Here is a 25,787-nt window from a genome sequence, read left to right on the forward strand (position 1 = left end):
GTATAACGATTCGGCTTGCCGGGTTCCATCATCAAGGGGCGGTGCGGAACAGGTTGAGTCTCAGTTCGCGGGCGATGTGCTGTACGGCGAGCAGGCCGCGGACACTGTTGCCGGCCGGTGACAGGCGTGGCGAGTAGCCGACGATCGCCATACGTCCGGGGACAATGGCCACCACGCCACCGCCGACGCCGCTCTTGGCCGGCAGCCCTGTGGTGTATGCCCACCAGCCACTTTCGTCGTAAAAGCCGCTGGTCATCATCACTGCCAGTACTTCATCGATCAGCTCCGGGGAGAGAACGCGCTGCCCGGTAAGGGGGTTGCTGCCGCCACTGGCCAGGGTGGCCCCCATCACCGCCAGTTGTTTCGCTGTGACACCCACACTGCTCTGGCGGTTGTACACCTCCAGCGTCTCCGCAGGGCTGGCGCCCAGTCGGTCGTGCAATTGCAGCAGGTCCGCCACCGCCCGGTTGCGGTAGCCGCCCTCGCTGACAGAACGGTAAACGTTATCCATTAGCTCCAGTGGTTCGCCGGCAAACGCGCTGTACCAGTTTTGCAGCAGCGTCCAGCGCTGCCCGGCTGATTCCGCCTGCAGCAAGCTGACGGCGGTAATGGCGCCGGCGTTGACCATCGGATTGAGCGGCGCCAGGGGCGGGTCCTCGATATTCGACAGCGCGTTGAAGGGCAGGCCTGTCGGCTCGACCCCAATATGCTCGAACACGAAATCCGGGCCCTGCTGCTGCAGTAACAGCGCCAGGGTGAAGGGTTTTGCTGCGGACATGATGGCGAAAGTCCGGTTGCTGTCGCCGGCGCTGAACACTTCGCCGCTCACCGTGGCAATCGCCACCGCAAAGTGATCGGGATCGGCCTCTGCCAGTGCCGGTATGTAGGTGGCCACCTCGCCATCGTCTACCCCCCGGTAGGCGGTGAAGGCTTCGTCGACTACCGCTTGCAGGTCGCGCGCGCCGGCGAGCGCCAGGGAGGAGGGCAGGACCGCCAGCGCCAGGAACAGGGTTGGCAGCAGCCCGGCTGACAGGCGTGTCCAGAGTCCGGGCGTTACCTCACCTGTTCGCGAGTGCTCTGGCACAGGCGGTCAGGGAAACCGGGCCGGAGGCCGGCGGGCTTTGGTGGCCTGTTCAAAGGCGTAAGCCAGTTCGATGAGTCGCGGTTCCGAACAGGCAGTGCCAACAAAACTGATGCCAAAGGGCAGGGGCCGTGGATCAAACCCCTCAGGCAGGGGTGGGTCCAGGGTATTCGGCACGGCCGTGAAGGGCACGATGATAGCCGGGTAGCCCGCCTTGTTGAGGATGTTCTCCGACTTCCAGGCCGGGAACAGCAGGGCGTCCAGGTTGTGCACTTGCAGCGCCGCGTCGATACCCTCGGTGCGCGAGAGGCGGATGTCCTTGTCCCTGTCGGCGCGCCAGCGGTCACGGTCTGCCTCCACGTCCATCTCGTCGGAAATATCCAGCTCCGCCTGTCCATACTTGATGGCGCCCTGTGCCTCGTGTGCAAGATTGAATTCACGCAGGGCAGTAAGGTTGGCCAGCGGTGCGCTGTCGCCGAGGCTCGCCAACCAGCTATTGAAGTCGCGCTTCATGCCGTACTTGAGCATGATCGAGCAGTGTTCGTCGCCCCCCTTCCCCTGGGGCAGGTCATAACAGTTGCCGAACAGGAGCTGGTTGTCCTCGGGGGCTTCGGCGATCACGCTGGGAATATCAGCCGGGTCTACGATCACCGCTCCCTTGTCGCGCAGGATCGCCATGACCCGCTCCATGGCGGCTGCCTCCGCTGCGGACAGGCCCCCGGTCGGGGAGTCACTGCCCGGCGGGGTCACAGGCTGGTAATAGAACGACCGCGGAATTCCGATACGGGCCCCGGCCAGGGCGTCGGCAAGCAGGTGTTCACTGTAGGCCCCGCTGGCAGAGGGCGGGCAGATACCGGTGGTGGTGTCGTTGGCGTCCTGGCTCTCCATCGCGCCGAGCAGGGCAGCCGCGTCGGCCACGTATTTCGCCATCGGCCCGGCGGTATCCTGGTCTGCGGTGATCGGGATAATGCCGTGGCGGCTGATGCGCCCCACCGTCGGTTTGATCGCGGCCAGGGCATTGTTATTGGCGGGAATCTGGGTAGAACCACTGGTCTCGGTACCCACATTGGCCGCCCACAGATTGGCGGCGGTACCGACACCGGAGCTGGAGCCACCGGTATCCAGGACCGGACGACCGTCGTCGAAGCCTTCGCGCGGGTCGGGCCGGGGGTCGTAGGGGTTGTAGCTGTAGCCGCCGACGGCGTTGTAGCCATTGGGCATGCCGGTGGCGACCCAGTTGGCCAGCTCGGTCAGGGTGGTCTTGGCCAGAATAATGGCGCCCGCTGCTTCAAGGTTACTCACCAGGGTGGCCTCGTAGGGCGGTACATAACCCTTGAAGGCCAGCGCTCCACCGGTGGTGGGCATGTCGGTGGTGTGAATATTGTCCTTCAGGGCAATGGGAATCCCGTGGAGTGGCCCGCGCACCTTGCCGGCGGCCCGTTCTTTATCCAGTTCGTCGGCTTTTTGCAGTGCGGTATCACTGACCGCCAGCGCTGCGCCGAGTTGCTCACCGTATTGGTCAATCCGCGCGAGGTACTGCTCCACCAGCTGGCGCGATGTAACGCGTCCGTCTTCCATGGCGGCCTGCATGTCAGTAAAGCTTGCTTCCACCACACTGAACGTTGCCGCGGGAGCCGCGACTGACGCTTCAGCTGCAGGGGGTGCTTGTTCAACGGCGGGAGGGGCGGCTTTGTCACAGCTGGCAACCAGCAGGGCTGCCGCCAGGCCAAGGGCCGCTGTCAGGCGATTCAACAGCGGCGCGCAGCTAGAAGCTGACACCGAGCTTGTGCTTGAGCGTGAACTGGATCCGGTAGTCTTCACCGGTGCGACCTCCTACATCTTCATGCTTGCCGTAGAGTAGCTCCGATCCCATCAGGAGCTCGGGATAGGGCGTGTAGAGCAGATTGGCGCTGGCGTAGATGCCGGTGTCGAACTCATCCTCAGCCTGCTGGCTGCGCGGGTCGGCGTCGTTCACCGAGAAACCCATGGAGGAAGACCACTGCTGCGACCAGTAGCGGTCGTAATAGGCGGTAACCCCCAGCACCGGTACCGCTACGGCCCGGTTGTTCTCTGGCGCGAGGTTGACCCCGCCGTCGTTCATGAAGCTGGAAATGCCTTCACCGTAGACCAGCCCCAGTTTGAGTTGGTCCCGGCCAATGCTGTTGACGACCCCCGTCAGGTTGAGCCCCCAGCCCGACTCGGAATCGCTCCTCGATCCCCCCGGGAGTCCACGGGTCTCGATTTCCAGTTGCCGCAGCACGGCCCCGACCTGGTAGTGCCCCCAGACGTATTCGTCTCGCCAGTGGGCGGTGAGATCGGGATAAGGGGTGCTGGCCGTTACTGCGTCATCGAAGCCGGGTGAGATATCGCCGAAGATGCCGCTGTTAAAACTGCCGTTGGGTTTTTCCAGCGCCATCGCAAATTCCGCGTCGGACAGGTCCCAGGTATAGCGGATCTGAGGGTTGCGATTGAACACCATCCCGGACGGCCCCCACCAGTCGGTGACATTGGGGAAAATCGAGATGTCCATGAAATTGCTGTTGGTCTGGCCAAACCCGAGACCACCCAGGCTTATCCAGGCGTGGCGCAGGTTGAACTTGGTGTCGCCGGCGTCGGAGCCGGTACCAAAGAAGTCGAACTCGAACCAGCTCTCCATGACACCGAGGGGCGTCGCGGTACTGCCCTTGAAGCCGAACTGGGTTTGCTTCACGTCGAAGATGGTTTCGCCGTCCGCCCCGAACTGGCCGTCGGTGGTGGGAATGGTGGAGGGGCGGAGGGTGGAATTCCAGGTTGGGTCCACGCGTTTGAAGTCGTAGATAGCGTCCAGTTGCACGTGGCCATACAGATGCAAGGTGTTTTCGTCATCCCAGGTCGGAGCGGTAGCGACGACAGGTTCCTGTTCCTGCTGGGCGCGTTGCTGTTCGCTGACGGGTATGGCGTCCGAGTGTCGTTTCTGGACCGGGACCGAAGCGGCCTCAGGTTGCGCTGCCTTGAGGCGCTGGATTTCCTCGCGCATGGCATCGATGGCTTTCTGCTGCTCTGCCAGTTGCTTTTCCAGCAGTTGGATGCGTTCCGCCTCGTTGAGCGCGAAGGCCGCCGGCGTCACCAATAACAGGGTCGCCAGCGTCACGGACAGTCGCAGTGATGGCATCGCAGGAATTCCTGTTGTTCGTGTGTTCCACGCACAAGAGCGCGCCCCTTCCTAGAAAATAGGGGGCGGGCGATGTTCTGTCAAAGCGAGAGAAAAATTGGGGTGGCCGAGGGGTCTCGAACCCCCCACCTCCGGAGCCACAATCCGGTGCTCTACCCGATGAGCTACGGCCACCATCGCGGGTTTGAAATCACTGCTCCCAACTTTCCAGATTGTGGCGGAAAAGTTGGTCGGGGTAGAGAGATTCGAACTCCCGACATCCTGCTCCCAAAGCAGGCGCGCTACCAGACTGCGCTATACCCCGAACAGAAATGCAGGGAAGCTTGGCTACCCCTTGATTTCAGGAGGCGCATGATACTCACGGTGCCTGAGCGCGTCAACGGTAATATAGAAGGAAGTCGGCGCCGGCGACCGGGCTCACTCAGGTCGCGTCCAGCGTGCGCTCTTCCCCGGTCCGCGGGTCCCGGTAGGTGACCGCGGTGGTATTGAAATTCAGGTCCACGAACAGCCGGCAGTAGTGCTCCCCGTGGCGCCAGGCCATGCACACGCTGGAGTCACTGGAATAATTGAGTTCGAAGTGGCCGTCAAAGGCCGGGTAGCTGCAGCGAAAACGCATCAGCGCGAGCAGGCGCTGGACCACGGGCTGCTCCACGGCCTCACTGACTTCCTCGAGGCTGTAGTAGTGGCGGTTGATATCCCGCAACTCGCCGGTCTCGTTCATCAGGTCCTCGTCGTTACAGCCCGCCAACAGGCCCACGTAATACACCTGGGGAATGCCAGGGGTGAAGAACTGGATGGCGCGCGCGGCGATGTAGGCGTCGTCGTTGCGCATCAGGGCGTCGTAGAAGGTACAGGTCAGCTGGTAGATGGCGCCCACACTGTGAATGTTGGCGGCCGAGCGTCGCAGGATCGGGTCGGCGCTGCGGGCGTCAATGTTGTCGATCAGAATCCTTATCTTGTCGTCCGGCAGTACTCCTTCCACGTCGGGAATACAGATGCCGTCGTGGGTGTCGAGTACGGTGATCATGTTGCGCGGGCACATGCGCAGCCAGTTTTTCAGGTAGACACTGTTGGCGTCCAGCAGGGAATACAGCAGCAGCGGCGGCAGGGCAAAGCCGTAGGGGTGCATGTTGCGGCGGCTGATGGCGTACTGGTAGCTGGTGTGGTCGTGGACTTCCGGCAGGCACTCAGCGCCATACTTCAGGGACACTTCGTTGATCCAGTCCAGGTTGCGATAGACCTGGGGCTCCACCAGGAAGCAACTGGTGCCGATTTCCTTGGTGGTGTAGCCGAAGGCATCCAGCCGCAGCAGCTTGACCCCGTGGCTGGTCATCTCGCGGATGTAGCTTTCCAGCAGTTCGTAGGTCAGGGGCGAGTTGTAGTTCAGGTCGATCTGCTGCTCGGTGAAAGTGCACCAGACCCTGGCCTTGTCGCCGTTGGCGAAGGTGACTTCCCGGAAGGGTTCCTTTTCCTTGCGGATGTGGATCTTGGCCATGTCGTCGTGGCTGATCTCGCCGAAGTCGTCCACGTTCACGAACAGTTCGGCGTAGCGCGAGTCGAAGCCGTGCTGGATAAAGTCCTGGAACTCCTCGGACTCGTCGGAGATGTGATTCACCGTCAGGTCGGCGCACACGTCAAAGTGTTCGGCAATGCGTTCGATATCGTCCCAGCTGCCGTACGCCGGCTCCACTTCCCGGTGCGTTAGGGGCGAGAACCCGGCGTCGGCGTTGGACGGGTAGAAGGGCAGGATGTGCACCCCGCCGAGGGCGTCGGCGAAGTGAGTTTCCAGCGCGGTATGGAGGTCCGCCAGGTTGTTGCCGATCCGGTTGGGATAGCAGATTAACTGCACGGCGTTACGCAACAGCATGCTCGCTCCTTGGCTCGTGATTACCTGTAGTGATGCGTCGGGTCAAACCGCTGGCGCTCAGGCCACGGCGGTTTCCCCCGGCGTAGTTTCCTCCGCCTGGGGCAGGCGGGTGACTTCGCCCGCGTAGCTCGCCGCGTAGGTCTTTACCGACGACAGGAAGTCCTGGGTCCAGTAGTTGATGTCGTAGTGGGACACGACCTCGTAGGCCTCGGCGAGGCGGCTGCGTGCCTCGGCCCGGCCAATGTTCAGGGCGAAGTAACAGGAATCCGCCAGCTCCCGGGGGTCGTGGGGATTGGTCAGCACCGCGCCGCGCAACTCGGCGGCTGCGCCGGTGAACTCCGACAACACCAGTACCCCGCAGCCGTCGGTCAGGCCCTGGGTGGCAACGTACTCCTTGGCCACCAGGTTCAGCCCGTCGCGCAGGGGCGTGATCCACATGACATCCGCCATGGCGTAGTAGGTCACGAGTTCCTCGAAGGGCAGAGCGCGGAAGAAGAACTGCACGGGGGTCCAGCCGACGGTGGCGAGGTGGCCATTGATCCGGCCCACGGTCTGTTCGATCTGGGCCTGCAATTCATCGTAGATGGTCATGCCGCTGGCGGCGGGTACGCACACCATGATGAGGGTGACTTTCTCGACCAGTTCCGGGTGGTCTCCCAGCAGGCGTTCGAAGGCCTCCAGTTTTTCCAGAATGCCCTTGGTGAAATCCAGTCGCTCCACCGACAGTACCAGGCGCTGGCCGTGCAGTTCCTCGCGCAATTCGTTCATGCGCTGCTGGGTGCCTGGGTCTGCCAGTACTTTTTCGACCCGGCTCATATCGAGCCCCACCGGGTGAGCGCCCAGCCCGATGTGGCGATCATTCAGTTTGATGCGCGTGGTCATCTCGTCCAGCCCCACGGCGCAGCCGTAGGTGAAGAAGCGCGGCGCGCAGTTGGATTTCTCCACCACTTCCAGCGGCATTACGCCGCGCGCAACGTCGACAAAGTTTTCCGCCTGGCGGGGGATGTGGAAGCCAATGTAGTCGCACTGCAGCAGGCTGCCGATAATGGCACGGCGCCAGGGCACCACGTTGAAAACGTCAGCAGAGGGAAAGTAGGTGTGGTGGAAGAAGGCGATGGTCACATCCGGGCGCATCTCGCGCAGGAAGGCCGGCACCATCCACAGGTTGTAGTCGTGAATCCAGACCGTGGCGCCGGTGGCAGCCTCTGCAGCGGTGCGCTCGGCAAACAGCTTGTTGACCTCGAGGAATACCTCCCAGTGGCTTTCCTCGAAGCTGGCGCGCTCCCAGAAGGTGTGCAGCGTTGGCCAGAACGCCTCTTTGGAGAACTTCTTGTAGAACACGTCGACCTGCTCCGCAGTCAGCGGCACCCGGGCGGCGGTCAGGCGCGGGCAATTCACCGGGTCAACCTCGGTGTGGGTTTCAAAGGTCGACGGGTCGCCTTCGTGCTGGGACCAGGCCACCCAGGAACCCGAGCGCCCGCTGCCGAAGAGGCTCAACAGGGTGGGGATAATGCCGTTGGGTGAGCGGGGGCGGCGGCGTTTGAGCGTGCCGTCTTCCTTTACTTCCTCGTAGGGCAGGCGATGGTAGACGATGACGAGATCGGACTTGCCCGACTGGCAGCTGTCGCCGATCTCCACGTCGATGCCCGCGGGGCCGAGGTAGCCAAAGTAGCTGATCGCCTCGAGAATCCCGCCGCAGCCGGCGCTGTCGGCGTGGTAGACCCGCCCCAGGTGGCGGGTGGCGTCGAGCAGGGCGTCTTCCGATTCACCCACGCACACGCCGTTGAAGGCCTGGTGGTACATGGACAGGTCGTTGAGGGTATCCCCGGCCACCAGCACGCGCTGGGGGTCTATCCCCAGGTGTTGTACCAGCCGGGTGAGGGTGTGGCCCTTGTTGATACCGCGGGGCAGCACGTCGAGGTAGCGATTGGCGGAGTAGAGCAGGTCGCAATCGAGGGCTTCGACCAGTGCCTCTATCTCCTCGGTGACTGCGTCGGCCTCGCAAAAATAGGAGACGCGGCGTTCCTGGGGCACTTCCTGGCGCTGGATGGTGTCGATGTGGGCCAGCTGCTGCTCAACGGTCCTTTCCCCCGGCCACAACAGGTCGATTTCGCCCTGCAAGGGGTGCAGGGGTTGCAGGGTTTCACCATCCACGACGGTACAGCCCACGTCGCAGATGATGTACGAGGGCTGGGGGATGGTGGGATCCGAGAGCAGGGGGATAACGGACTCCAGTCCGCGGCCGGTCACGAAGACCAGGTCTATCTGGGGGTGGGCGGCGATGAATTGGTAAAGGCGGGTGCGGCCTTCGAGATCACCGCCGAGGAACGTACCGTCGAGGTCGGTAGCTAATAGCATTCACTCTTCCTGCCGGATCGGCGCCCGGCGCAATTGCTTTCAATACGAAACAATGCAGGTTCCGTACCAGCGACCCTGGGCCCGAACCGCTGGAAAGGCAATACAGGCCCTGAGGGACAGGTTGAATGTTTTTTGCAAGCCCGTTAGTCGCCCCGAGTTCTCGTGAAGAGCGGGTTTTTCCTCGAGAATATGCGCACCAAATGCGATCAAAAATAGATCGGAGTGCACTGAAATGGTTCGTCTGGATCAGTTGAACAGGATCACCAGACCGAGAGTAATGGCCGCGAGGGTCAGCATTTGCAGCCGTAATCGACGTGGCAGGGACGGAAAAATACTTCGTTCACTAAATATGGCCTGGGAGGGGCTGGCCGGCTCCCAGCGGCCGCTGGCCTGCAGGCACAGGATCAAGACGATGGTAATGCCATAGAGCAGGCCGGCCACGATGGTGAAGTGCAGCTGCAGCCAGCCCGACTGGGCGGCGATGAAGCAGGCCAGGGAAACCAGGTGGCCGCCGGCCACACCCCACAGGGCGGCGCTGGCCCCCACCCGGCGGCTGCAGAAGGCCACTGTGAACGCTGCCACCAACGGCGGGGTCACGTAGGCAAAGGTTTGTTGCAGGTAGGCGAACAGGCCCGGAAAACGATCGATGGCCGGGGCCCAGAGGGCTGCCAGCAGCATCAGGGTCAGTGTGGTAATGCGGCCCCAGCGGGCGATCTGTCGGGTGGAGAGGCCCGGCCTGCGAGGCTTGACGAAATCCACCATCAGCAGGGTCGAGGCGGAGTTCAGGGCCGAGTCGACACTGGACATGATCGCCGCCATCAGCCCGGCCAGCATCAGGCCGGCGAGCCCCGCGGGGGCGTATTCCATGATCAGGCGGGGAAACACGGTATCGGCCCGCTCCAGGTCCGGCAGCAGGACGATGGCCATGGCCCCCGGCAGCACCATGAGGAACAGCGGCAGCAACTTGAGTACCGCCGCCAGCATTGCCCCCCGGGCGGCCGCCTCCAGGTCGCGAGCGCCCAGCAGGCGCTGGGCGACGTACTGGTTCATGGTCCAGTAGTAAAAGCCCAGCACCGGCAGGCCGATCAGGGTGCCCAGCCAGGGCAGGGCCGGGTCGTCCAGTGGCCGCAGTAACGACAGGTGCCCGGCGTCCACAGCGCCGCTGACCTGGCTCCAGTCGTAGTCGAATTGCTGGAATACCAGTACCGCGAGAATGGCCGAGCCGAGCAGAATCACCAGAGATTGCAGCACGTCTGTGTAGGCTACGGCTCGCAGCCCGCCGGCGGCGGTATAAACACCGGCAAACACCGCCATGGCGGCGCAGGTGGGGCCCAGGGTCAGCCCGGGGAAAAACATCATCAGTACCAGGGCGCCAGCGTAGAGGCTGCCCGCGGTATCCAGCACGATGCTGAGGAACAGCGAGGTGGCGGACAGGTATTTGCGCAGGCGGCTGTCGAAGCGCTGCTCGAGCAGTTCCGGCACCGTGGTCAGCCGGCGCCCGACGAACACGGGGGCCACAAAGGCCGCCGTGAACAACAGCACCAGCGCCGCCATCCACTCGTAGTTGGCGACCGAGATGCCGCTCTGCCAGGCGGCGCCAGGCAGGCCAATCAGGGTGGTGGAGGACAGGTTGGAGGCAAACAGCGACAGGCCGATCACGGCAGGCCCCAGGCTGCGCCCTGCGAGGAACAGCTCGTCGGTATCCGGGGAGCGCCGCATCACCCTCAGGCAGAGCGCAATGAGCACGGCAAAATAGCCGCCGATCACCACGTAGTCGAGGGTCGCCAATGTCATTGCGGTGTCCCCAGGACACCGCGGCGTGGTGTTCTCTTATAAGCCTGCATGCCGTAGAGGCATGCAGATTTCGTTCCAGCTGGTCTGTGGTGTGCCTCAGATCACCAGGGTCTTGGTGAAGCTCATCTCGCGAATCGCGTACTTGATCCCCTCACGGCCGACACCGCTGGCCTTCACCCCGCCAAAGGGGAAGTGCTCGGTGCGAAAGCCCGGGCCGTCGTTTACCGCGAGGGTGCCGACATCGAGGGCTTCGAACAGGCGTTTGACCAGTGCCAGGTCGTTGCTGAAGATCCCGCCCTGTAACCCGTAGGGGCTGTTGTTGATGATGGGGATGATCTCGTCCACCGCGGTGAAGCGGTACAGGGGCATCACCGGGCCGAAGGTTTCCTCCACCATGATTTCGCTGTCGGCCGCCACGTTTTCCAGCACAGTCGGGTAGACAAAGGCGCCTTCGTAGCGGTGGCCGAGGGCCACTGTCGCGCCCTGGGACAGGGCCTGCTCCACGGTGCGTTCGATGCCTTCAGCGGCCTGGCGGTGAATGACCGGGCCGACGAAGGTCTCCGGGTCCATCGGGTCGCCGACTTTCAGGGCACTGGCTTTTTCCACCAGGCGATCGCGGAAGGCATCGTAAACGGCGTCGTGGATAAACAGGCGCTTGGCCGCGGTGCAGCGCTGGCCGGCTGTGGCGAAGCGGTGGTTGATGGCGGCGGTCACCGCGGCTTCGATGTCGGCGTCGGGCATCACGATCAGCGGGTCGTTGCCGCCCAGTTCCAGCAGCAGCTTCTTGTACCCGGACACGGCGGCAATGGCTCGCGCGGCGGCACTGCCACCGGTGAAGTTGATGGCGTCGATATCCGGGTGCGCGTTCAGGCGGTCCATGTCAGCCAGTGGCGGCATGCACAGCTGCAGGGCGTCTTCCGGCATGCCAGCGCGGTAGCACAGGTCCACCAGGAACTGCGCCGAGGCGGTGTTTTGCGGGCCCGGCTTGAACAGGATGGTATTGCCCGCGGCGTAGGCCGGGCCGATCTTGTGCACGGCGATGTTGATCGGGAAGTTAAAGGGTGTGATACACAGGATGGTGCCCAGCGGGCGCCAGCACACCACCCCGATCTTGCCGCCCATGGGGGCATAGGCGCTGGCGTCCAGCGCCTCGCCACTGATCTGGCGGGCCTCCTCGCTGCTGGCGACGGCGGCGTTCACCGCGCGGTTCATCTCCACCCGGGCGTCGGAAATGGTCTTGCCGGTCTCCCGGGTGATCAGGGTGGCCAGGTCCTCTGCGTTTTCCCGCAACAGGTCGGCCAGCCGCGCCAGCACCGCGGCGCGCTCGCAGGCGGGGGTTGCCCGCTGTGTCGGTTGGCCGGCCTTGAGCCGGGCCAGAGTGGCCTCCACCTGTTCCCAGCTGCTGTAGGAGTACTCGCCGAGGAGTGTGTTATCGAACGGGTTGAGGACAGAATATTGTTGAGACATCTCAGACTCCCATCTGGGCTAACTGGTAAATGATTCGCAAGGCGGCGAGCGCGAGCGCGACCCGCATGAGTTGGAAAAAGGCCCTGGTGCTGACGCGGTGCAGCAGGAACACACCCAGCCGGGCGCCGACCACTGCCGCCAGCGTCAGCACCAGAATAAGCGCGGCATTGTCGAGGAACGAAAAGCCGAGGTACAGGTAGGCCGGTATCTTGGTGAGATGGGTGAACATCTGCATCAGCGACTTGTTGCTTACCACCTCTTGCTTGCTGAGGTCATCCCGCAGGAAAAACACGCCCAGCAAGGGGTCGATCGCACCCACCAGGATACCCATGCAGCCGGTCACAATGCCCACCCAGAAGAAGGCGCCGTCGGGGATGCGCAGGTCCGGCAAGTGCTTCGGTTTGAACAGGGTGTACAGAATCAGGCCGACCAGCAGCAAAAGGGGAAAGAACTCGCCCACGTAGCGCACGATGAACAGGGTGGTCAGGGTGGCGCCCAGGGCCGCGCCCAGGGCAAAGGGGAGGCACATCCGCCAGCGGATGTGGCCGCGCAGGAACCAGCTGCGGGCGGCGTTGTTGACTACCTGCACGGCGCCGTGAATGGGCACCAGTACACGCAGCGGCAGGCACACACTCATGGCGGCGAACATCAGCACGCCGCCGGCCATGCCGGTAACGGAACTGATCAGCGACGCCAGGCACACGGCCAGGCTCAGCCACACCAGCGCTCCCGCCGTAAGATCCACCCACTCCATGCCTGCTCGTCCACTGTCCGGATGATAAAACGCTATGGTAGATGTCCGGCCCGGGCCGGCCGTAGGTCCAGCGGGCGGGACTTATGGGTCCACTGGGGCCGGCGTGCCGGCGAGGGGTTCCAGTGCCCACGGGGTGGCCGCCAGCAGTTCCGCCTGCCAGTCGAAGGTGACCACCAGGTGGCGGAAGACTGCGTCCACGGGCGCCTGGAGATGGAGTGGCTGGTTGGTGACCGGGTGCGCTATCCGCAGGCCGGTGCATGCCAGCAGCAAGCGGGGGGCCTGGAGTTGTTCGGCAAAGAACCGGTTGTGCACACCCTTGCCGTGCTTGGCGTCGCCGATAATCGGGTGGCCGAGGTGTTTCATATGGCGCCGTAACTGGTGCTTGCGCCCGGTTTCCGGCTCCAGTGCCACCAGCGAGTAACGCGCGCTCGGGTAGCGGTCCACGGCGTGGGGCAGTTCCACCGTCGCCAGGCGCCGGTAGCGGGTGCGGGCGTCCCGGGGCGGGCCCCGGTCCTGCTTGAGCAGGGGGTCCGGGTCGTCCCGGATCGGGTGGTCTATGGTGCCAGCTTCGGGGCAGTAGCCGCGCACGACGGCGAGGTACTCCTTGCCCACCCGGCGCTCCTCGAATGCCGTGGACAGGGTGCGGGCGGTGCCGCTGTCCAGCGCGAACAACAGCACCCCCGAGGTAGGTTTGTCCAGTCGGTGGACCGGGTAGACCCGCTGGCCGATCTGGTCGCGCACCAGTTGCAGGGCAAAGCGGGTTTCGCGGCGGTCGATCAGGCTGCGGTGCACCAGCAGGCCGGAGGGCTTGTTGATCGCCACCAGTTGCTCGTCCCGGTAGATCACAGGGAGCGGTGTATCCGCTGCCGAGTCTGTATCCGTCATTGGCAGTGGCCGCCACTGCTGGTGGCGACCCGATCGCTGGCGAGGGTCTGGCTGCCAATTCGGGACGGGATGCCCCGGGGGGCGACGGGGCCGAAGGCCGGAGGGCTATGCAGGCTGACACAGCGCGCGTTGTCCACCGCGATAAAGCCAAAAGGGGAGTGGCTGTCGGTAGCGAGCCAGGTGCGCCGGTTGCCGCCCAGTGGCGGCGCGGCCAGGTGCAGTAACTCCCCGTCGCCGTCCCGGCCCAGGTAAAACACGTGATGATGGCCGCTCACGTACCACACTGGCACCGTCAGCTTCGCCAGTAACTTTTCCAGTGCCGGGTCATCGAGCGAGTCGCCTTCGCGGCCCTTCGCCAGATCGTGCAGGGGCAGATGGCCTACCAGGTAGACTTCGCTGACCCCTGAATCCAGCGTGTCCAGCAGTGTGCTGAGGAACTGCTTCTGCTCACCGGGCAATTCGCCCTGCACGGTGACATACAGGCTGACCACCAGGCGCGAGCCGACTTTGCCCGCGAAGTACCAGGGGTAGTTGGAACCTGGCAGCAGCGCCATCGGCGGTGGCTTGCTCTGCCAGTAGTGGGCAAAGGCGGTGCGGTCACCCTCAAATCCGGCAAAGGCTGAGGCGTCGTGATTGCCGGCGCTGACCACCAGTGGGATGCCCGCCTTCTCAAGTGGCCCGAACACGGTGTCGTCGAAGGCCTGCCACATGCGCGCCAGGTGCTCCGCCGACAGTGGCGGGCGGCGCTGGGCGGCGATCAGGTCTCCGGCGGCAATCACCAGCTGGGGCCGGCGCGCGACAATGGCAGCCACTGCCGCGGAAACCCGCTCATGGTAGCCCACCGTACCGTAGCGGCCGTTCAGGTCCGACAGGATATCCACTTCACTGACCGCCCAGCTGCTCGCGCTGAACAGCAGGGCCAGTAGCGGTGCAAGCTTACGCATCGCAGCTGACGTCGGCGGCTTTGCCGCTGGAACCAAGAATGGCCTCGGGTGCCAGGTCGAAGCGCAATTCGCCCGCACTACAGGCCGTACCGAGCACCTCCAGTAACTCCTGCAAGCGCTCGCCGATACGTTCCAGGTCGCTGTCGGGCAGGTGATAGTCACTGGCGATGGCCTGATACACCGGGCCCTGGGTGGCAAAGTCCGCTCCGAGCAGGCGCAGGCGCCGGTAGAGGGTGGGATCGAAATGGCGCAGGCCATTGATCATCCCGGTTGACCGGGCAAAATTGGCGTAGCTGCCGCGAATCCCGGCGTCGTTATCGTTGAGCCAAGTGACCCTGAGGCGCTGGGCTTCAGGTGGAGCCTGCCCCTTGTGCGGAGTGGAGTGCCAGCCGTTAGCGTCCTGCCACAGCCAGCGCCACTGGTAATCGATATTGCCGATGCGGTCCTGCTGACCCAGCAGGTAGTCCATGACCACGATCTCGGCGACTTCACCCGCCCACCAGGCAACCTGCAGCGGTGTGGCGTCCTCGATGGCGAGCTCCATCTTGTGATCGGTCACGGCCCTGGCGATGCCTGTAGTCACGGCTTCCTGCAGCGGTCCCTCGCTGCGCAGGGCAATGAATTCCGGCGTTTTCTGGAAGTCGTAGTTCTGGCCCTTGCCCCAGCCGGAGGCGCGGGTACCGCTGACCTCCGGGCCGTAGCGCTTGCCGGTGAACAGCAGGCTGGCACCCCAGATGTGGGTCCTGTCCGGCGTCAGCACTTCGCGAGCCTGGGAGTGGGACTGTGGCGAGGCCAGCAGGGCGTCGGTTTCCACCCACGCGGCATGCAACATGGCCAGCGACTTGCGATTGGCGCTGGCCTTAAGGCCGCGGCTGACAACGCGCTCACGATACCAGTCGACGGGAAACTGCAGCTCCACTGCGATGGGAATGTGAATACGCAGCCCCAGCCAGGCCCCCAGGTGGTGGTAGAGCAGGGAGGCGGGGGCATAGGTAGCGCTGGTCTTGCGGCCATTCATGGAGTGTTTGAACACGCCAAGTTCCGCGTGGGCGTCCTGAATCGCCCGGGTTCCACGCGGGCAGACTTCGCGTTCGAACTCTGCGACCCTGCCGGCCCAGGCGGTGCCCTCCAACGCGTAGATGAGCGCAGCCGGGCTGGTGCTCCAGGTCTTGGCACAGATGGCCGTGTTGTTATTGTTGAGATCCACATCGCAGTGCTGTTCGCGCTGCTGTGCCAGGTCTGGCGATTCCACGCTACCCGGCAGCGGGGGCAGTGCGCGACAGAGAGGCAGAGCGTCTTTGCCCAAAGCCGCTGGTTGTGCCAGGCACAGCGGCGCCAGCAGCAGCAGCTTGCGAAGGCTGACACGCGGGAATCGGGGTATCGAGAGTGAGCGGGTCTGGTTCTGTTCTGTCATGGTTCGGCGGTTTTCATTCAGGGTGCGGACACCGGGCAGCTCAGTATAGCGCCTCAGGCCACCGGCGCCGCCGTGGCGTCACCTTGTTCCGGGTGGCGCTGCCAGCCGGTCGCCACCAGGAACAGCGGGGGCACGAGGAAGAAGGAAATGACCGTGGACAGTAACACTCCGCCGGCGATGGCCATGGCGAAGGGCGGCCAGAACTGGCTGCCCTCCAGAATCAGTGGCAGGAAGCCGCCGAAGGTGGTGACGGTAGTGGAGACGATGTGGCGACTGGAGTCCATTACCACCCGGTGAATGGCGCCGGTATCGCCCTCGCTGGCGGCGGCATCCTGCTGCAGCGCGGTCATGATGATGATGGCGGCGTTGATCGAGACCCCGATGGAGCCGATGACCCCGATCATCGCCTGCACCCCGAAAGGGTACCGGAACAGGGCCAGGCACAGCAGGCTGAGGCCGAAGGAGCACACGAATACCAGACCGGCGATGGCCGAGAGGCGCCAGGAATTGAAGGTGAGCACGATGGTGGCGAGCATCGCCGCGAGGATCATGCCCATCGGCGCCATGATTTGCTCGACCACTTCCGCCCGCACATCCGCGTCACCGCCAAAGCTGAAGTGATAGCCGGCGGGGAGGGGAATGGGGTTGGCGGCGAGGTCGGCCTGTAAGGCCTTGAGGGCTTCTTCCGGCAGCACTCCCCGCATCAGGAAGGCCTGGACGATATTGACCCGTTCGCCGTCCTTGCGCGAAATGGGGCTGGAAGAGGGTAGCAGGTGGGGCGTGCCCAGGGCACCCAGGGCAACGCCGCCGGGGCGTGTCAGGTCCGCCCGCGGTGCACCGGCAATGCGCAGGGAGGCGATGTCCTGGGCGTCACTCCAGCTGTCTTCGTCGAGCCGCACCCGGACCGGTAGCCGCTGGGTGTCCTCCAGCAACTCGCCACCAGTGAGCCCGCGGAGGCTGGCGTCCAGGGTATCGGCGGCGTCCGACAGGGTCAGGCCCGCCAGCCGGGTGCGGCCCTCGTCCAGTTCGAACACCAGCTTGGGTGCGCCGCCTGACAAACTGGCGTTGGTGTGCGTTACGTCCGCCACCGCTTCCATGCGCTGGCGGAACTGTTCGCCCAGCTCCCGCAGTCGCTCCAGGTTGGGGCCGTAAATCTCCACCTCCAGCGGTGCCATCACCGGGGGACCCTGGTCGATGCCGCGCACGATTACGCGGGCTTCGGGGAATTCCCGGTCCACTTCGCGCTGCAGGCGCCGGATCAGGTCGTCGGTCCGGTTCTCGTCGCGGGTCAGCACCAGCGCCTCGGCCCAGCTGGGGATCCCCTCTCGGTTGCGGTACATGTTGTAGTAGAAGGCCGGCGGGCTTTCACCCAGGGTCCAGTCCACCCGGCGCACCAGGGGTTCGCCGCGCAGTTTGGCGTCCAGCCGTTCCACCAGGGCCTGGGTGTCGTAGATGGAGCGACCGTCGGGCAACTTGACCTGGACGTACATCTGGTCGCGGTCGGTACCCGGGAAAAATTGCGCGGTGAGGCTGGAAAAAGCGAGAAAGCCCGCCACCGGCAATGACAGCGCGAGGGCGATGGAAACGCCGGGATTGCGCAGGGCCAACGCCAGGCTGCGCTGCAGCAGCTGACCGCCGCGGCCACTGTCCAGGCCCTGTTCCCACCAGTGATGTTCGCGGGTGAGGCCGGCGGGGAGCAGGCGGGCCGCGAGAACCGGGGTAAGAGTCATGGCCAACAGCAGGGACGAACCCAGCATGACCACCACGGCCTTGGCGATACTGCCCATGAAGTCGCCCGCGGGTCCCGGCAGCACCACCAGCGGCATGAAGGCGAGAATGGTGGTGAGGGTGCTGGAGAGCAGGGGAATGCGCAGGCGGCGGACCGAGCCCCTGATGGCCATGACCGGCGCCTCACCTGCCAGCAGGCGCTTGCGGATTTCATCGGTCATCACAATAGACCCATCCACCACCAGCCCCAGGGCGACGATCAGCCCGGTCACCGACATCTGGTGAATGGCCACGCCCCAGTAGTAGAGCAGGGTGACCGACATCAGTCCGCACAAAGGCAGGATAACGGCCACCACGACGGCCGCGCGCCAGCCGAGGGTAGCCAGCAGCACCAGCAGGACCAGGGAGACCCCCAGCACCAGGTTCTCGACCACCCCCTGCAACCGGGCTTCGGTATAGACGCTCTGGTCGTAGGTGGTGACCAGTTCGATACCGGCGGGCGCCTGGGCCCGCCACTGCTCGGTGAATCTGGCGAAGTCCGCACTCCAGCGGTCCACCTGCTGGCCCCCGGTCATCGCCACCGCAACCAGGATGCCGGGCTTGCCATCCACCAGCGCCATGGCCGGAGGCGGGGTGACCCGGGATTTGTAGACCCGGGCAATATCGCCCACCCGCACGCCGCCGCCGTCACCCGCGGAGACCGTAACGGCACGAATCCGCGCCAGCGAGTCGAATTCACCGCTCACCTCTACCAGCAGGTCGGTGCCGGCGCCACTGGCCCGGCCGGCAGCGACCTTGGGATCGGCCCGCTGCAGGGCATTCGCGACTTCCGCCAGGCTCAGGCCGCGGGACGTCATTGCCGCCTCGTCCACCGCCACGCGGACTTCCTCGACCGGCTCACCGTAGAGGTCGACCCGTTCGGTACCGTTTACATTGCGCGCCGCGTCGGCCAGGTCCAGGGCGATGCGGTGCAGCAGTGACAGCGGCACCTCGCGCCCCTCGGCGGCGCTCAGGGCGAGGATGGTGGTGTAGGCGGTGAGACGGTCATCGTCGAATACCGGCGCCCCGGCCCCCGGGGGGAACCGGGTGCTGACCTCGCCCAGTGCGTCGCGAATCTCGGTCCAGGCGCGTTGAATGTCGACTTTGGAGAGTGTCTCCTCCAGCTTGATATTGATAAAGGACACGCCGGCGGAGGAGGTCGAGGAGAGCTCGTCGATTTCCGGAATCCGCCGCAGCTCATCTTCCAGCGGGCGGGTCAGCAGTGCCTCTACCCGGGCCGGTGGAGCCCCGGGGAAAAACGTGGTGACGGTGGCCAGGAAGTTGGTGATGCTGGGGTCTTCCTGGCGGCCGATGGAGCGCAGGCTGCTGAGCCCGGTAGCCAGGATGATGATGACCAGCAGGGTGACAAAGCGACGGTGCCGGAACAGGGCCTGGGCCAGCACGGTGTCAGGGCTCCAGCGGCTGGACCGCGGAGCCCGCGGCAATCCGGTGCAGGCCGTCGGCGACCACCCGCGCGCCATCGGCAAGGGTGCCGCGGACGTAGGCGCGATCACCGCGCAGCTCGAGCACTTCGACCGCCTCGCGCACGGTTAGCCAGTGACTGTCCTGTTGCTTGAGCGCCAGTACATTCCACACTCCGCGCTGGCCTTCCAGCAGCGCACTGACCGGTAGCCAGCCACCCGGTTCGGGTATGTGGCGCTGGAGTTGCAGGGTGATCGCCTCGCCATCCAGGGCGGCCAGGGTTTCCGGCAGTTCAAACACGGCCACTGCCGTGCGCGACGCCGGGTCCAGGTCGGGACGGACCGCCCGCAGTGGCGCGTTCAGGGTCTGGCCGCGCCACTGCAGCGGGTAGACCTTGCCGGGTGTCAGATCGGCTGCGAGTTCCGGTGGCACGCCCACGTGGGCTTCCCGGGGCCCGGCCTGGATCAGGCGCAGGATGGGGGTGCCGGGAGAGACCACGGCGCCCGGGTCGGTGTAGAGCGCCGCAACCACGCCGTTGTAGGGCGCGCGCAGGGCGAGTTTTTCCAGCTCGATATCCAGTCGTTCCAGTTGCGCGGCCACTGACTTGCGCTGGGACTCGAGGGCCTGCGCTCGCAGGCGGGTTTCGTCAAAGGCTTCCCGGGAAACCGCGCCGCTCGCCTGCAGGTCCCGCTGGCGCTGGGCCTTGAGGTGGGCCAGCTCGAGATCGGCCTGCAGGGTTTCCAGCTCGGCGGCGGCGGCACTACGGCGGGACTGCAGCAGGCGCGGGTCCTGTTCGGCCAGCAGCTGTCCGGCCTCCACCTCGGTGCCCTCGTTTACTTCAACCCGGTCCAGCAGCCCGCCGGATTCGAATCCGAGATCGGTTCTGCGCGGCGCTTCCGTAACACCGAGGAAGCGGCGCTCCTCCGCGTATCCTGCGTTCTGCTCAAATACCGTGGTGGCCACGGGCAGCGCTGCGGCGGGTTCCCGGGCATCCGATGCCCCGGCCCGCCAGTGCAGGAGGCTGCTCAGCCCGACCGCCAGCAGCAGTGCCACGGCTGCGCCCGCGGCGGTGCGTACGCGCTGCCGGGAAGTGGTGCTCGGAGAAGAGGGGCTGGGCATTGGGAGGTGTCCGTTGCGAAGTGTAAGCCTGGATAGGCGTAATGTTAGAGGTCGTAACATTGATGTCAAGACGCATAATTGCACCGCCGGGTTGCACGTGCGGGGATATCGGCCTTGCAGGGTAGGAACCTTTAGGACACAATACGCGCCCTCTGCACCACCAGACCCACGGTGCAGGCGCTATGGTGGCCCGGGCGGTCCCCTCGCAACGATAGGTAGTGAACCCCGCCAGGCCCGGAAGGGAGCAACGGTAGTTACTGACTCGTGTGCCGGGGTGTGGCTGTTCGGGTCGCCTCCACTTTCCCTAAAGAAGCCGTATTTATCAGTATGTTGGCATTCTGGTATGTCGGCAGATTCTTACCTGTTCATCATTCCAACATCTCGGCCCTGGAACTGTGGTATCCACAGCCGGGGCGCCATAGCTTATCGTTGGTCAGCTTTTTTCAACTCGCTGCCAAGCCTGTGGCGACAGGCCACACCATTGCTTGAACGCACGAGAAAAAGCACTGAGATCGGTGTAACCCAGCACTTCGGCAATCTCACTAAGCGACATAGAGGTGGACTGCAAATAGTGCTGCGCCGACTCTTTTCTGACCTTATTCAACAGCATTCTGAAGTCAGTTCCTTCAGCTGCCAGCTTGCGCTGCAGGGTGCGTGGGTGCAATGCCAGTAGTTCGGCAAGGGATTGTTTAGAGCACTGGCCCGACATCAGTGTCGTCTTGATTAATGCAGTGACCTGATCCGAAATCCTTCCTGTTTCTGTCTGGCTGCTTTTCTCGAGGTACTGGTGAACGACTTTTTGTAGATAACTGTTCTTTTCCGTGTTGAAAAACGCATCAGCGATCGGCTGTTCATAAAATAGGATGCTGGACTCGGGCTGATTGAATACCACGGGCGCCGCAAAAATCCTTTGTATCTTTTTCCTATCGCCCACAGGGGCAATATCCAGCCACACCTCAATTGGCCGCCAATCTTTGCCATGAAGTAGTTTGAGGATGCTGTTGGCAACCCCCATGCTCTTTAGCTTGGCCTGTATATGAGGGTAGTGTTGGGCAAGTTTGGTTGTGTGTGTGAGTTGCGAAATGCCGTTATCGGTTTGAAAAGTGTATTCAGAGCACTGGTTGTGGGTATGGAGAAAGCGCCTGGAAACCTCGATTGCTTCAGCCTGGCTCTTCGCTTGCTGTAGTGCCACGCCAAATAGTCCAAGATTGGACAGATTCCGCTTGTCTCCCAACAACAGGCCAAACTCGGGCGTTTTGGTTGTTTGCGCCGCCAAATCCATCAACTGGCAATACGCTCTGTAGGGAATGAAGTGATCCGGGTCATCCAGTAACCGGGGGCTGATGCCCGCTTCATGCATTAAGTCCAGCGGGCTCACGTTGAACTCGGCCACCAGGTCGGCGAATCCGTTGAGCGCGGTCGTTCTTATTAGCTCTGATGACGTCAGCATATCCAGTCTTGGCGTGATGTGAGTGCATGTCTCAAATGGTCAAATAACTGTCTTTAACTGTCAAGCGTTAGTCCGTCTGTTGATTACACTGCTGAGCATTCCACAACCTGTGATGGAGGAGGGACGATGGCAGTTTCAGCAGCACATTCTGGTGAAATTTCCGTCCGGAGAGATGGGGCGATCGTTGAAGTGACCCTGGATAACGCGGCCTCTCGTAACCGCATCTCGACGGATGGAGTCATTTTTCTTCGCGAAACTATTCGAGAAATTGGGCTCGATACATCGGTTCGCGCGCTGATATTGACCGGCACGGGGGATTGCTTTAGCTCGGGGTTTGATCTTAAGGCGATCGCGGCGGTTGTCGGCAGTCATGAGCAAGAGCAGCATTCCTACGACGAAGAGAACCTGGGCGGCCTGGCGTTCGAAAAACTGACGCTGGAGATTGAACAGCTCAGGTGTCCGACGATCTGTGCGCTAAACGGTCATGTATACGGTGGTGGGGTCGATCTGGTTATGGCTTGCGATTACCGCATAGGCTTTGCCGAAGTAAAGGCCCTGATCCCCGCGGCCAGGATTGGTTTGCACTATCCCTTGAGTAGTATCCAGCGGCTGGTAGCCAACGTAGGCCGTGGCGTATCGAAACGACTATTGCTTTCTGCTGAGAGCGTGCCGGGTGCTGAACTGTTGGCCTGCGGGTTCTTGCATGAGCTGGTTGATGTTTCGTCAGTCCGTGATCGAGCCATTGCCGTAGCTGAGCGCTATGCAGGTTTAGCGCCATTACCCGTGGAGGCGATGAAAGTCGCGGTGAACCACTTCAGCCAACCGCCTGAAGTAGGTGAATCGCTGCTGAAAGCCTATGCGCAGTGTCTGGAGTCGAAAGATTTCCTCGCCGGTATAGAGGCGATGATGAATGGCACCGCCCCGACATTCCAGCGTCACTAAAGCTGAAGTCTTGAATTCCTGGAGAAATAACGATGAGTACCGAGCCCACTGGTGTATTGCAAGGTATCCGGGTGCTGGATTTAACCCGTATGCTGGCCGGCCCGTTTTGTACCATGTTGCTGGCAGACCACGGGGCCGAAGTCATCAAGATCGAGTCGCCCGCCGGTGACCCAACGCGCCTGGCCGGGCCGTTTGCCAGCAATGGTGGCGCGAAGGCTTTGGGAGGTTTCTTCCAGAGTGTGAATCGCAACAAAAAAAGTGTTGTGCTTGATTTGCGCCAGCAAGAAGGCGTAGCGATCCTGAAAAAACTGGTCGAGACGGCCGACGTTGTCGTCGAAAACTTTCGTAACGGTGTGATGGAGGAGATGGGTTTGTCTTTTGACGAACTCAAGGCCTGCAACCCCACTCTGGTGTTTGCAAGCATCAGCGGCTTTGGTGATGCTCGAAACGGTGAAAGCCCTTACGCGAACTGGCCGGCATTTGACCCGATTGCCCAGGCCGTGGGCGGCCTGGTCAGCATGACCGGGCCTCGCAGCGATATGCCCACCCGTGTGGGCTCCAGCCTGGGTGATATTGTCCCTGGGATGTATGCGGCATTTGGAATCCTGGCCGCGCTACATCGGGCGAAACAGTCTGGAGAGGCTCAGCATGTCGATGTGGCGATGGCAGATAGCATTTTGTCGATTTGCGAGAGCCTGGTTTACAACTACTCCTATGCTGGTAAATCTTCGAGCCCGGCGGGTAATCACCACCATCTGGCTGCTCCGGCGGGTCTTTTTAAAGTGAAGGATGGTTGGGTATCGATAGCTGCGATGCAGGATGCTCACTGGGATATTCTATGCCAGCAATTAAATATGAACGACCTGCATACCGATCCGCGTTTTTCTGATGCCCTGAAGCGAAAAGAGCATCTGGAAGCATTGGAGGAGGGCATGGCCAGGTATCTGCTGCAGCTGACCAAATTTGAGTTCATGGAGCGACTCGGTGGTTTATTACCTGTGGCTCCGGTCCAGGATGCGCGGGAGATTTTTAACGACCCCCATTTCGCTGCAAGGAATATGCTGATCGAAGTTGAAGAGCCCGGCTGTAAAGATAACAAAGTGGTAGCTGGGACGCCGGTGAAATTCAGTGAAACGGCGTTTGGTGGTTTCAAGCGAGCCCCGCTGAAAGGAGAGCACACGCAACAGGTATTATCGGAGGTCGGGTTTTCTGAGTCGGATATCGGTCATTTGGTAAACGACTCGACCATCGTTTGCTACCAGTAAATTCTCACTCAGACACTAATAATACTGCTATGTCTAAAACCTATCGAAAGTTGCTGCTGCTGGGTTTGGTGATACTGGCTATTCTGGTGGCCGGCTCCTATGCCAGAGAAATTTTTGATGTTGAGCTTTCAGTAGAGTCCCTGCGCTCATGGATTACTGAGTCCGGGCCGGTAGCGCCAATGGTCGCCGTTCTGTTTGTTGCCTTCCGAATGTTACTGGGTATTCCCTCACACCTGGGTTTACTGGTGGTGGGGGTTTGCTTTGGTGCATTGGAAGGGACGATTTACGGCGCTTTGGGCCTGGTAATCACTGGGATGCTGGCTTTTCTCCTGACGCGATATGGCGGCAGGGATTTCGTCAGGGAGCAGGCATCAGAGCGATTGGAAAAAGTGATTAATACTGGCGGGCAACTTAACAGTGCTCTTGTTATAGCAGTTTTCACCGGCTATCCGCTTGGGCTGTTGACACCCGTGCATAGCGTCGCAGGCGTTACTCCTATGCCGGCGATGATATTTTTTGCGGCACTGTCGGTAGGCGCTGTGGTTCGTGCTGCTTGCTACAGCATTTTTGCTGGCAGCCTGAGCGCTGATGAGATGGGGCCGTTGCTCTGGTCGTCTGCCTTGATGCTTGGCGTTGTTTTTCTTCCACTGTTTTCCAGGAAATTTCGGGAATGGTTGAGAGGGGCGACGCAAAAAACTGTTGAAGTGAACGACAGTCATTGAAAGCAGAGAGCAGAGCCGCCTGGGAAAAGTGAAACTATCAGCAATGAAATCCCACACTCACACGTAAAGAAGGCTATCCCTGATGATCTCCCCCAGAAACATGTTGTTAGCTACGCTGCTGGCGATGCCAGTCACCAGTTATGCGGCGGATATTCAGTCTACCCTCGACCACGCAGCCGATGCGGTAGAAAGTGATGTCATTCGCTGGCGCCGCGATTTTCACCAGCACCCGGAACTGGGTAATCGTGAGCATCGCACGGCTGGTATTGTCGCAAATCACCTGAAATCCCTGGGTATCGAGGTTACAACAGGTATCGCTCATACCGGCGTGGTCGGTATTCTCAAAGGCGCCAAGCCTGGGCCAGTGGTGGCGCTGCGTGCGGATATGGACGCGCTTCCGGTCAAGGAGATGACCGGGTTGCCCTTTGCCTCAACAGCCGTTGCAGAGTACGGGGGCAAACAGGTACCAGTGATGCACGCCTGCGGCCATGATGCCCACACTGCCATGTTGATGGGAGCTGCGAGCGTTCTTGCTGCCCAGCGCTCAGAGCTGAGCGGAACCGTGATGTTTATCTTTCAGCCGGCGGAAGAAAGCCCACCGCCAGGGGAAGAGGGCGGCGCGGAACTGATGCTGGAACAAGGGTTATTTGACACGGTGAAACCCGATGCCGTATTTGGACTCCATGTTGGGGCAGGTACATCGGGTACGGTTACGTATCGCAGTGGCCCGGCACATGCGGCATCAGACACGTTTCACATCACCCTGAAGGGCCGCCAATCCCACGGTAGTATGCCCTGGTTCGGTGTCGACCCGGTGACCTTGTCCGGCCAGGTTGTGTTGGGCCTGCAAACCATTGCCAGCCGCCGGGTTAACCTGATGGAGTCGCCCGCCGTGATCTCCGTGGGTACTATCCGCGGCGGTGTGCGCCACAATATCATCCCGTCTGAGGTTACTCTGGAAGGAACTATTCGCAGTTTCTACGACCATCAGCGTGCGGCTATTCATGCTGACGTCAAGCAAGTGGTAGAACATCATGCTGAAGCTGTCGGCGCAACCGCAGACATCGACATCCAGAAGGGGTATCCCGCTCTTATCAATGATCGGGCCCTGATCGCGCGCATGCTCCCCACTATCAAGCAGGTGGTGGGTGAAACGGGCGCTAATGAAGGTCCCATGGTATTTGGCAGCGACGATTTTTCCTATTTCGCTAATGAAACACCCGGCCTGTTTCTATGGCTCGGTACAACACCGCCCGGTGAGGATCCTATGAAATCGGAGCACAACCATTCGCCTTACTTCGATATTGATGAACCCGCATTGAGCAACGGCGTAAAATTGCTGAGCCACCTGGCGTTTGTTTTCCTGGCCGAGCGAAACTAGACCG

General features: G+C 62.3%; 18 protein-coding genes, 2 tRNA genes and 1 other RNA gene. 5 read left to right on the forward strand and 16 right to left on the reverse strand.

The annotated features are described in order from the left end of the window. Positions 1 to 31 precede the first annotated feature (31 nt). The 15 genes from glsA to FV139_RS13395 form a co-directional block, all read right to left on the reverse strand. On the reverse strand, positions 32 to 1,084 hold the full coding sequence (gene glsA, locus FV139_RS13330; protein WP_148068939.1) for a glutaminase A: 1,053 nt from the start codon (positions 1,082 to 1,084) through the stop codon (positions 32 to 34). A 6-nt stretch (positions 1,085 to 1,090) separates the two neighbouring features. Next, positions 1,091 to 2,860: an amidase family protein gene (locus FV139_RS13335; protein ID WP_148068940.1), complete on the reverse strand. Its 1,770-nt coding sequence runs from the start codon at positions 2,858 to 2,860 to the stop codon at positions 1,091 to 1,093. Further along, positions 2,847 to 4,232, reverse strand: a complete 1,386-nt coding sequence (locus tag FV139_RS13340; RefSeq protein WP_148068941.1) for a DcaP family trimeric outer membrane transporter — start codon at positions 4,230 to 4,232, stop codon at positions 2,847 to 2,849. Before FV139_RS13340 ends, FV139_RS13335 begins: the two co-directional genes overlap by 14 nt. Positions 4,233 to 4,330: 98 nt before the next feature. Then, positions 4,331 to 4,406 (reverse strand) — tRNA-His (locus FV139_RS13345). A gap of 53 nt (positions 4,407 to 4,459) precedes the next feature. Then, a tRNA-Pro gene (locus FV139_RS13350) sits at positions 4,460 to 4,536 on the reverse strand. Between the two features lie 117 nt (positions 4,537 to 4,653). Next, entirely contained in the window at positions 4,654 to 6,099 is a 1,446-nt protein-coding gene (gene gtfA / locus FV139_RS13355; RefSeq protein WP_148068942.1) for a sucrose phosphorylase, read from the reverse strand. A 57-nt stretch (positions 6,100 to 6,156) separates the two neighbouring features. Then, positions 6,157 to 8,457 (reverse strand): glucosylglycerol-phosphate synthase, encoded by a 2,301-nt coding sequence (gene ggpS, locus FV139_RS13360; RefSeq protein ID WP_148068943.1) that lies wholly within the window; start codon positions 8,455 to 8,457, stop codon positions 6,157 to 6,159. 246 nt (positions 8,458 to 8,703) lie between these two features. Next, a complete protein-coding gene (locus FV139_RS13365) occupies positions 8,704 to 10,251 on the reverse strand; it encodes a sodium:solute symporter family transporter (RefSeq protein ID WP_148068944.1) in 1,548 nt (515 codons plus the stop codon). A gap of 96 nt (positions 10,252 to 10,347) precedes the next feature. Beyond that, positions 10,348 to 11,718 carry a sulfoacetaldehyde dehydrogenase SafD gene (gene safD / locus FV139_RS13370; RefSeq protein ID WP_148068945.1) on the reverse strand — a complete coding sequence of 457 codons (1,371 nt, stop codon included), beginning with the start codon at positions 11,716 to 11,718 and terminating at the stop codon, positions 10,348 to 10,350. 1 nt (position 11,719) lies between these two features. Next, positions 11,720 to 12,472, reverse strand: a complete 753-nt coding sequence (locus FV139_RS13375) for a sulfite exporter TauE/SafE family protein (RefSeq protein WP_148068946.1) — start codon at positions 12,470 to 12,472, stop codon at positions 11,720 to 11,722. Between the two features lie 81 nt (positions 12,473 to 12,553). Then, the gene (locus FV139_RS13380) at positions 12,554 to 13,357 is read right to left on the reverse strand and encodes a pseudouridine synthase (RefSeq protein ID WP_148068947.1); all 804 of its coding nucleotides are present in this window, start codon (positions 13,355 to 13,357) and stop codon (positions 12,554 to 12,556) included. Continuing rightward, complete coding sequence (locus FV139_RS13385) at positions 13,354 to 14,301, reverse strand: metallophosphoesterase family protein (RefSeq protein ID WP_187276526.1); 948 nt, start codon at positions 14,299 to 14,301, stop codon at positions 13,354 to 13,356. Before FV139_RS13385 ends, FV139_RS13380 begins: the two co-directional genes overlap by 4 nt. Continuing rightward, positions 14,294 to 15,715, reverse strand: coding sequence for a hypothetical protein (locus tag FV139_RS21065; protein ID WP_187276527.1), 1,422 nt, complete (start codon positions 15,713 to 15,715; stop codon positions 14,294 to 14,296). The genes FV139_RS13385 and FV139_RS21065 overlap by 8 nt, the downstream gene beginning before the upstream one ends. A 53-nt stretch (positions 15,716 to 15,768) precedes the next feature. Further along, on the reverse strand, positions 15,769 to 18,885 hold the full coding sequence (locus FV139_RS13390; protein WP_148068949.1) for an efflux RND transporter permease subunit: 3,117 nt from the start codon (positions 18,883 to 18,885) through the stop codon (positions 15,769 to 15,771). A gap of 4 nt (positions 18,886 to 18,889) precedes the next feature. After that, positions 18,890 to 20,023, reverse strand: a complete 1,134-nt coding sequence (locus FV139_RS13395) for an efflux RND transporter periplasmic adaptor subunit (protein WP_187276528.1) — start codon at positions 20,021 to 20,023, stop codon at positions 18,890 to 18,892. Positions 20,024 to 20,215: 192 nt separating this feature from the next. Between FV139_RS13395 and ffs the strand changes: the two genes are divergently transcribed. Beyond that, an RNA gene (ffs, locus tag FV139_RS13400) (signal recognition particle sRNA small type) lies at positions 20,216 to 20,312 on the forward strand. A gap of 144 nt (positions 20,313 to 20,456) precedes the next feature. On the opposite strand, the gene FV139_RS13405 is transcribed toward ffs, so the two are convergent. Next, positions 20,457 to 21,473 (reverse strand): AraC family transcriptional regulator, encoded by a 1,017-nt coding sequence (locus FV139_RS13405; protein ID WP_148068951.1) that lies wholly within the window; start codon positions 21,471 to 21,473, stop codon positions 20,457 to 20,459. Positions 21,474 to 21,599: 126 nt separating this feature from the next. Here FV139_RS13405 and FV139_RS13410 point away from each other — a divergent pair, with 126 nt between their 5' ends. The 4 genes from FV139_RS13410 (at position 21,600) to FV139_RS13425 (ending at position 25,783) form a co-directional block, all read left to right on the forward strand. Then, positions 21,600 to 22,415, forward strand: coding sequence for an enoyl-CoA hydratase/isomerase family protein (locus tag FV139_RS13410; RefSeq protein WP_148068952.1), 816 nt, complete (start codon positions 21,600 to 21,602; stop codon positions 22,413 to 22,415). Between the two features lie 32 nt (positions 22,416 to 22,447). Further along, positions 22,448 to 23,680, forward strand: a complete 1,233-nt coding sequence (locus tag FV139_RS13415) for a CaiB/BaiF CoA transferase family protein (RefSeq protein ID WP_148068953.1) — start codon at positions 22,448 to 22,450, stop codon at positions 23,678 to 23,680. A 29-nt stretch (positions 23,681 to 23,709) separates the two neighbouring features. Continuing rightward, on the forward strand, positions 23,710 to 24,402 hold the full coding sequence (locus tag FV139_RS13420; protein WP_148068954.1) for a TVP38/TMEM64 family protein: 693 nt from the start codon (positions 23,710 to 23,712) through the stop codon (positions 24,400 to 24,402). A gap of 82 nt (positions 24,403 to 24,484) precedes the next feature. Continuing rightward, positions 24,485 to 25,783 (forward strand): amidohydrolase, encoded by a 1,299-nt coding sequence (locus tag FV139_RS13425; protein WP_148068955.1) that lies wholly within the window; start codon positions 24,485 to 24,487, stop codon positions 25,781 to 25,783. Positions 25,784 to 25,787: the final 4 nt, after the last annotated feature.

It is taken from the genome of Parahaliea maris (genome assembly GCF_008064665.1).
In the GTDB taxonomy this organism is placed as follows: Bacteria; Pseudomonadota; Gammaproteobacteria; order Pseudomonadales; family Halieaceae; genus Parahaliea; species Parahaliea maris.

What these genes read in the sequence shown, in the direction of transcription:
- FV139_RS13340 (WP_148068941.1), bottom strand. Translation starts at nt 4,232, where the DNA reads ATGCCATCACTGCGACTGTCCGTGACGCTGGCGACCCTGTTATTGGTG.
- gtfA (WP_148068942.1), bottom strand. Translation starts at nt 6,099, where the DNA reads ATGCTGTTGCGTAACGCCGTGCAGTTAATCTGCTATCCCAACCGGATC.
- ggpS (WP_148068943.1), bottom strand. Translation starts at nt 8,457, where the DNA reads ATGCTATTAGCTACCGACCTCGACGGTACGTTCCTCGGCGGTGATCTC.
- FV139_RS13365 (WP_148068944.1), bottom strand. Translation starts at nt 10,251, where the DNA reads ATGACATTGGCGACCCTCGACTACGTGGTGATCGGCGGCTATTTTGCC.
- safD (WP_148068945.1), bottom strand. Translation starts at nt 11,718, where the DNA reads ATGTCTCAACAATATTCTGTCCTCAACCCGTTCGATAACACACTCCTC.
- FV139_RS13375 (WP_148068946.1), bottom strand. Translation starts at nt 12,472, where the DNA reads ATGGAGTGGGTGGATCTTACGGCGGGAGCGCTGGTGTGGCTGAGCCTG.
- FV139_RS13380 (WP_148068947.1), bottom strand. Translation starts at nt 13,357, where the DNA reads ATGACGGATACAGACTCGGCAGCGGATACACCGCTCCCTGTGATCTAC.
- FV139_RS13385 (WP_187276526.1), bottom strand. Translation starts at nt 14,301, where the DNA reads ATGCGTAAGCTTGCACCGCTACTGGCCCTGCTGTTCAGCGCGAGCAGC.
- FV139_RS21065 (WP_187276527.1), bottom strand. Translation starts at nt 15,715, where the DNA reads ATGACAGAACAGAACCAGACCCGCTCACTCTCGATACCCCGATTCCCG.
- FV139_RS13395 (WP_187276528.1), bottom strand. Translation starts at nt 20,023, where the DNA reads ATGCCCAGCCCCTCTTCTCCGAGCACCACTTCCCGGCAGCGCGTACGC.
- FV139_RS13405 (WP_148068951.1), bottom strand. Translation starts at nt 21,473, where the DNA reads ATGCTGACGTCATCAGAGCTAATAAGAACGACCGCGCTCAACGGATTC.
- FV139_RS13410 (WP_148068952.1), top strand. Translation starts at nt 21,600, where the DNA reads ATGGCAGTTTCAGCAGCACATTCTGGTGAAATTTCCGTCCGGAGAGAT.
- FV139_RS13415 (WP_148068953.1), top strand. Translation starts at nt 22,448, where the DNA reads ATGAGTACCGAGCCCACTGGTGTATTGCAAGGTATCCGGGTGCTGGAT.
- FV139_RS13420 (WP_148068954.1), top strand. Translation starts at nt 23,710, where the DNA reads ATGTCTAAAACCTATCGAAAGTTGCTGCTGCTGGGTTTGGTGATACTG.
- FV139_RS13425 (WP_148068955.1), top strand. Translation starts at nt 24,485, where the DNA reads ATGATCTCCCCCAGAAACATGTTGTTAGCTACGCTGCTGGCGATGCCA.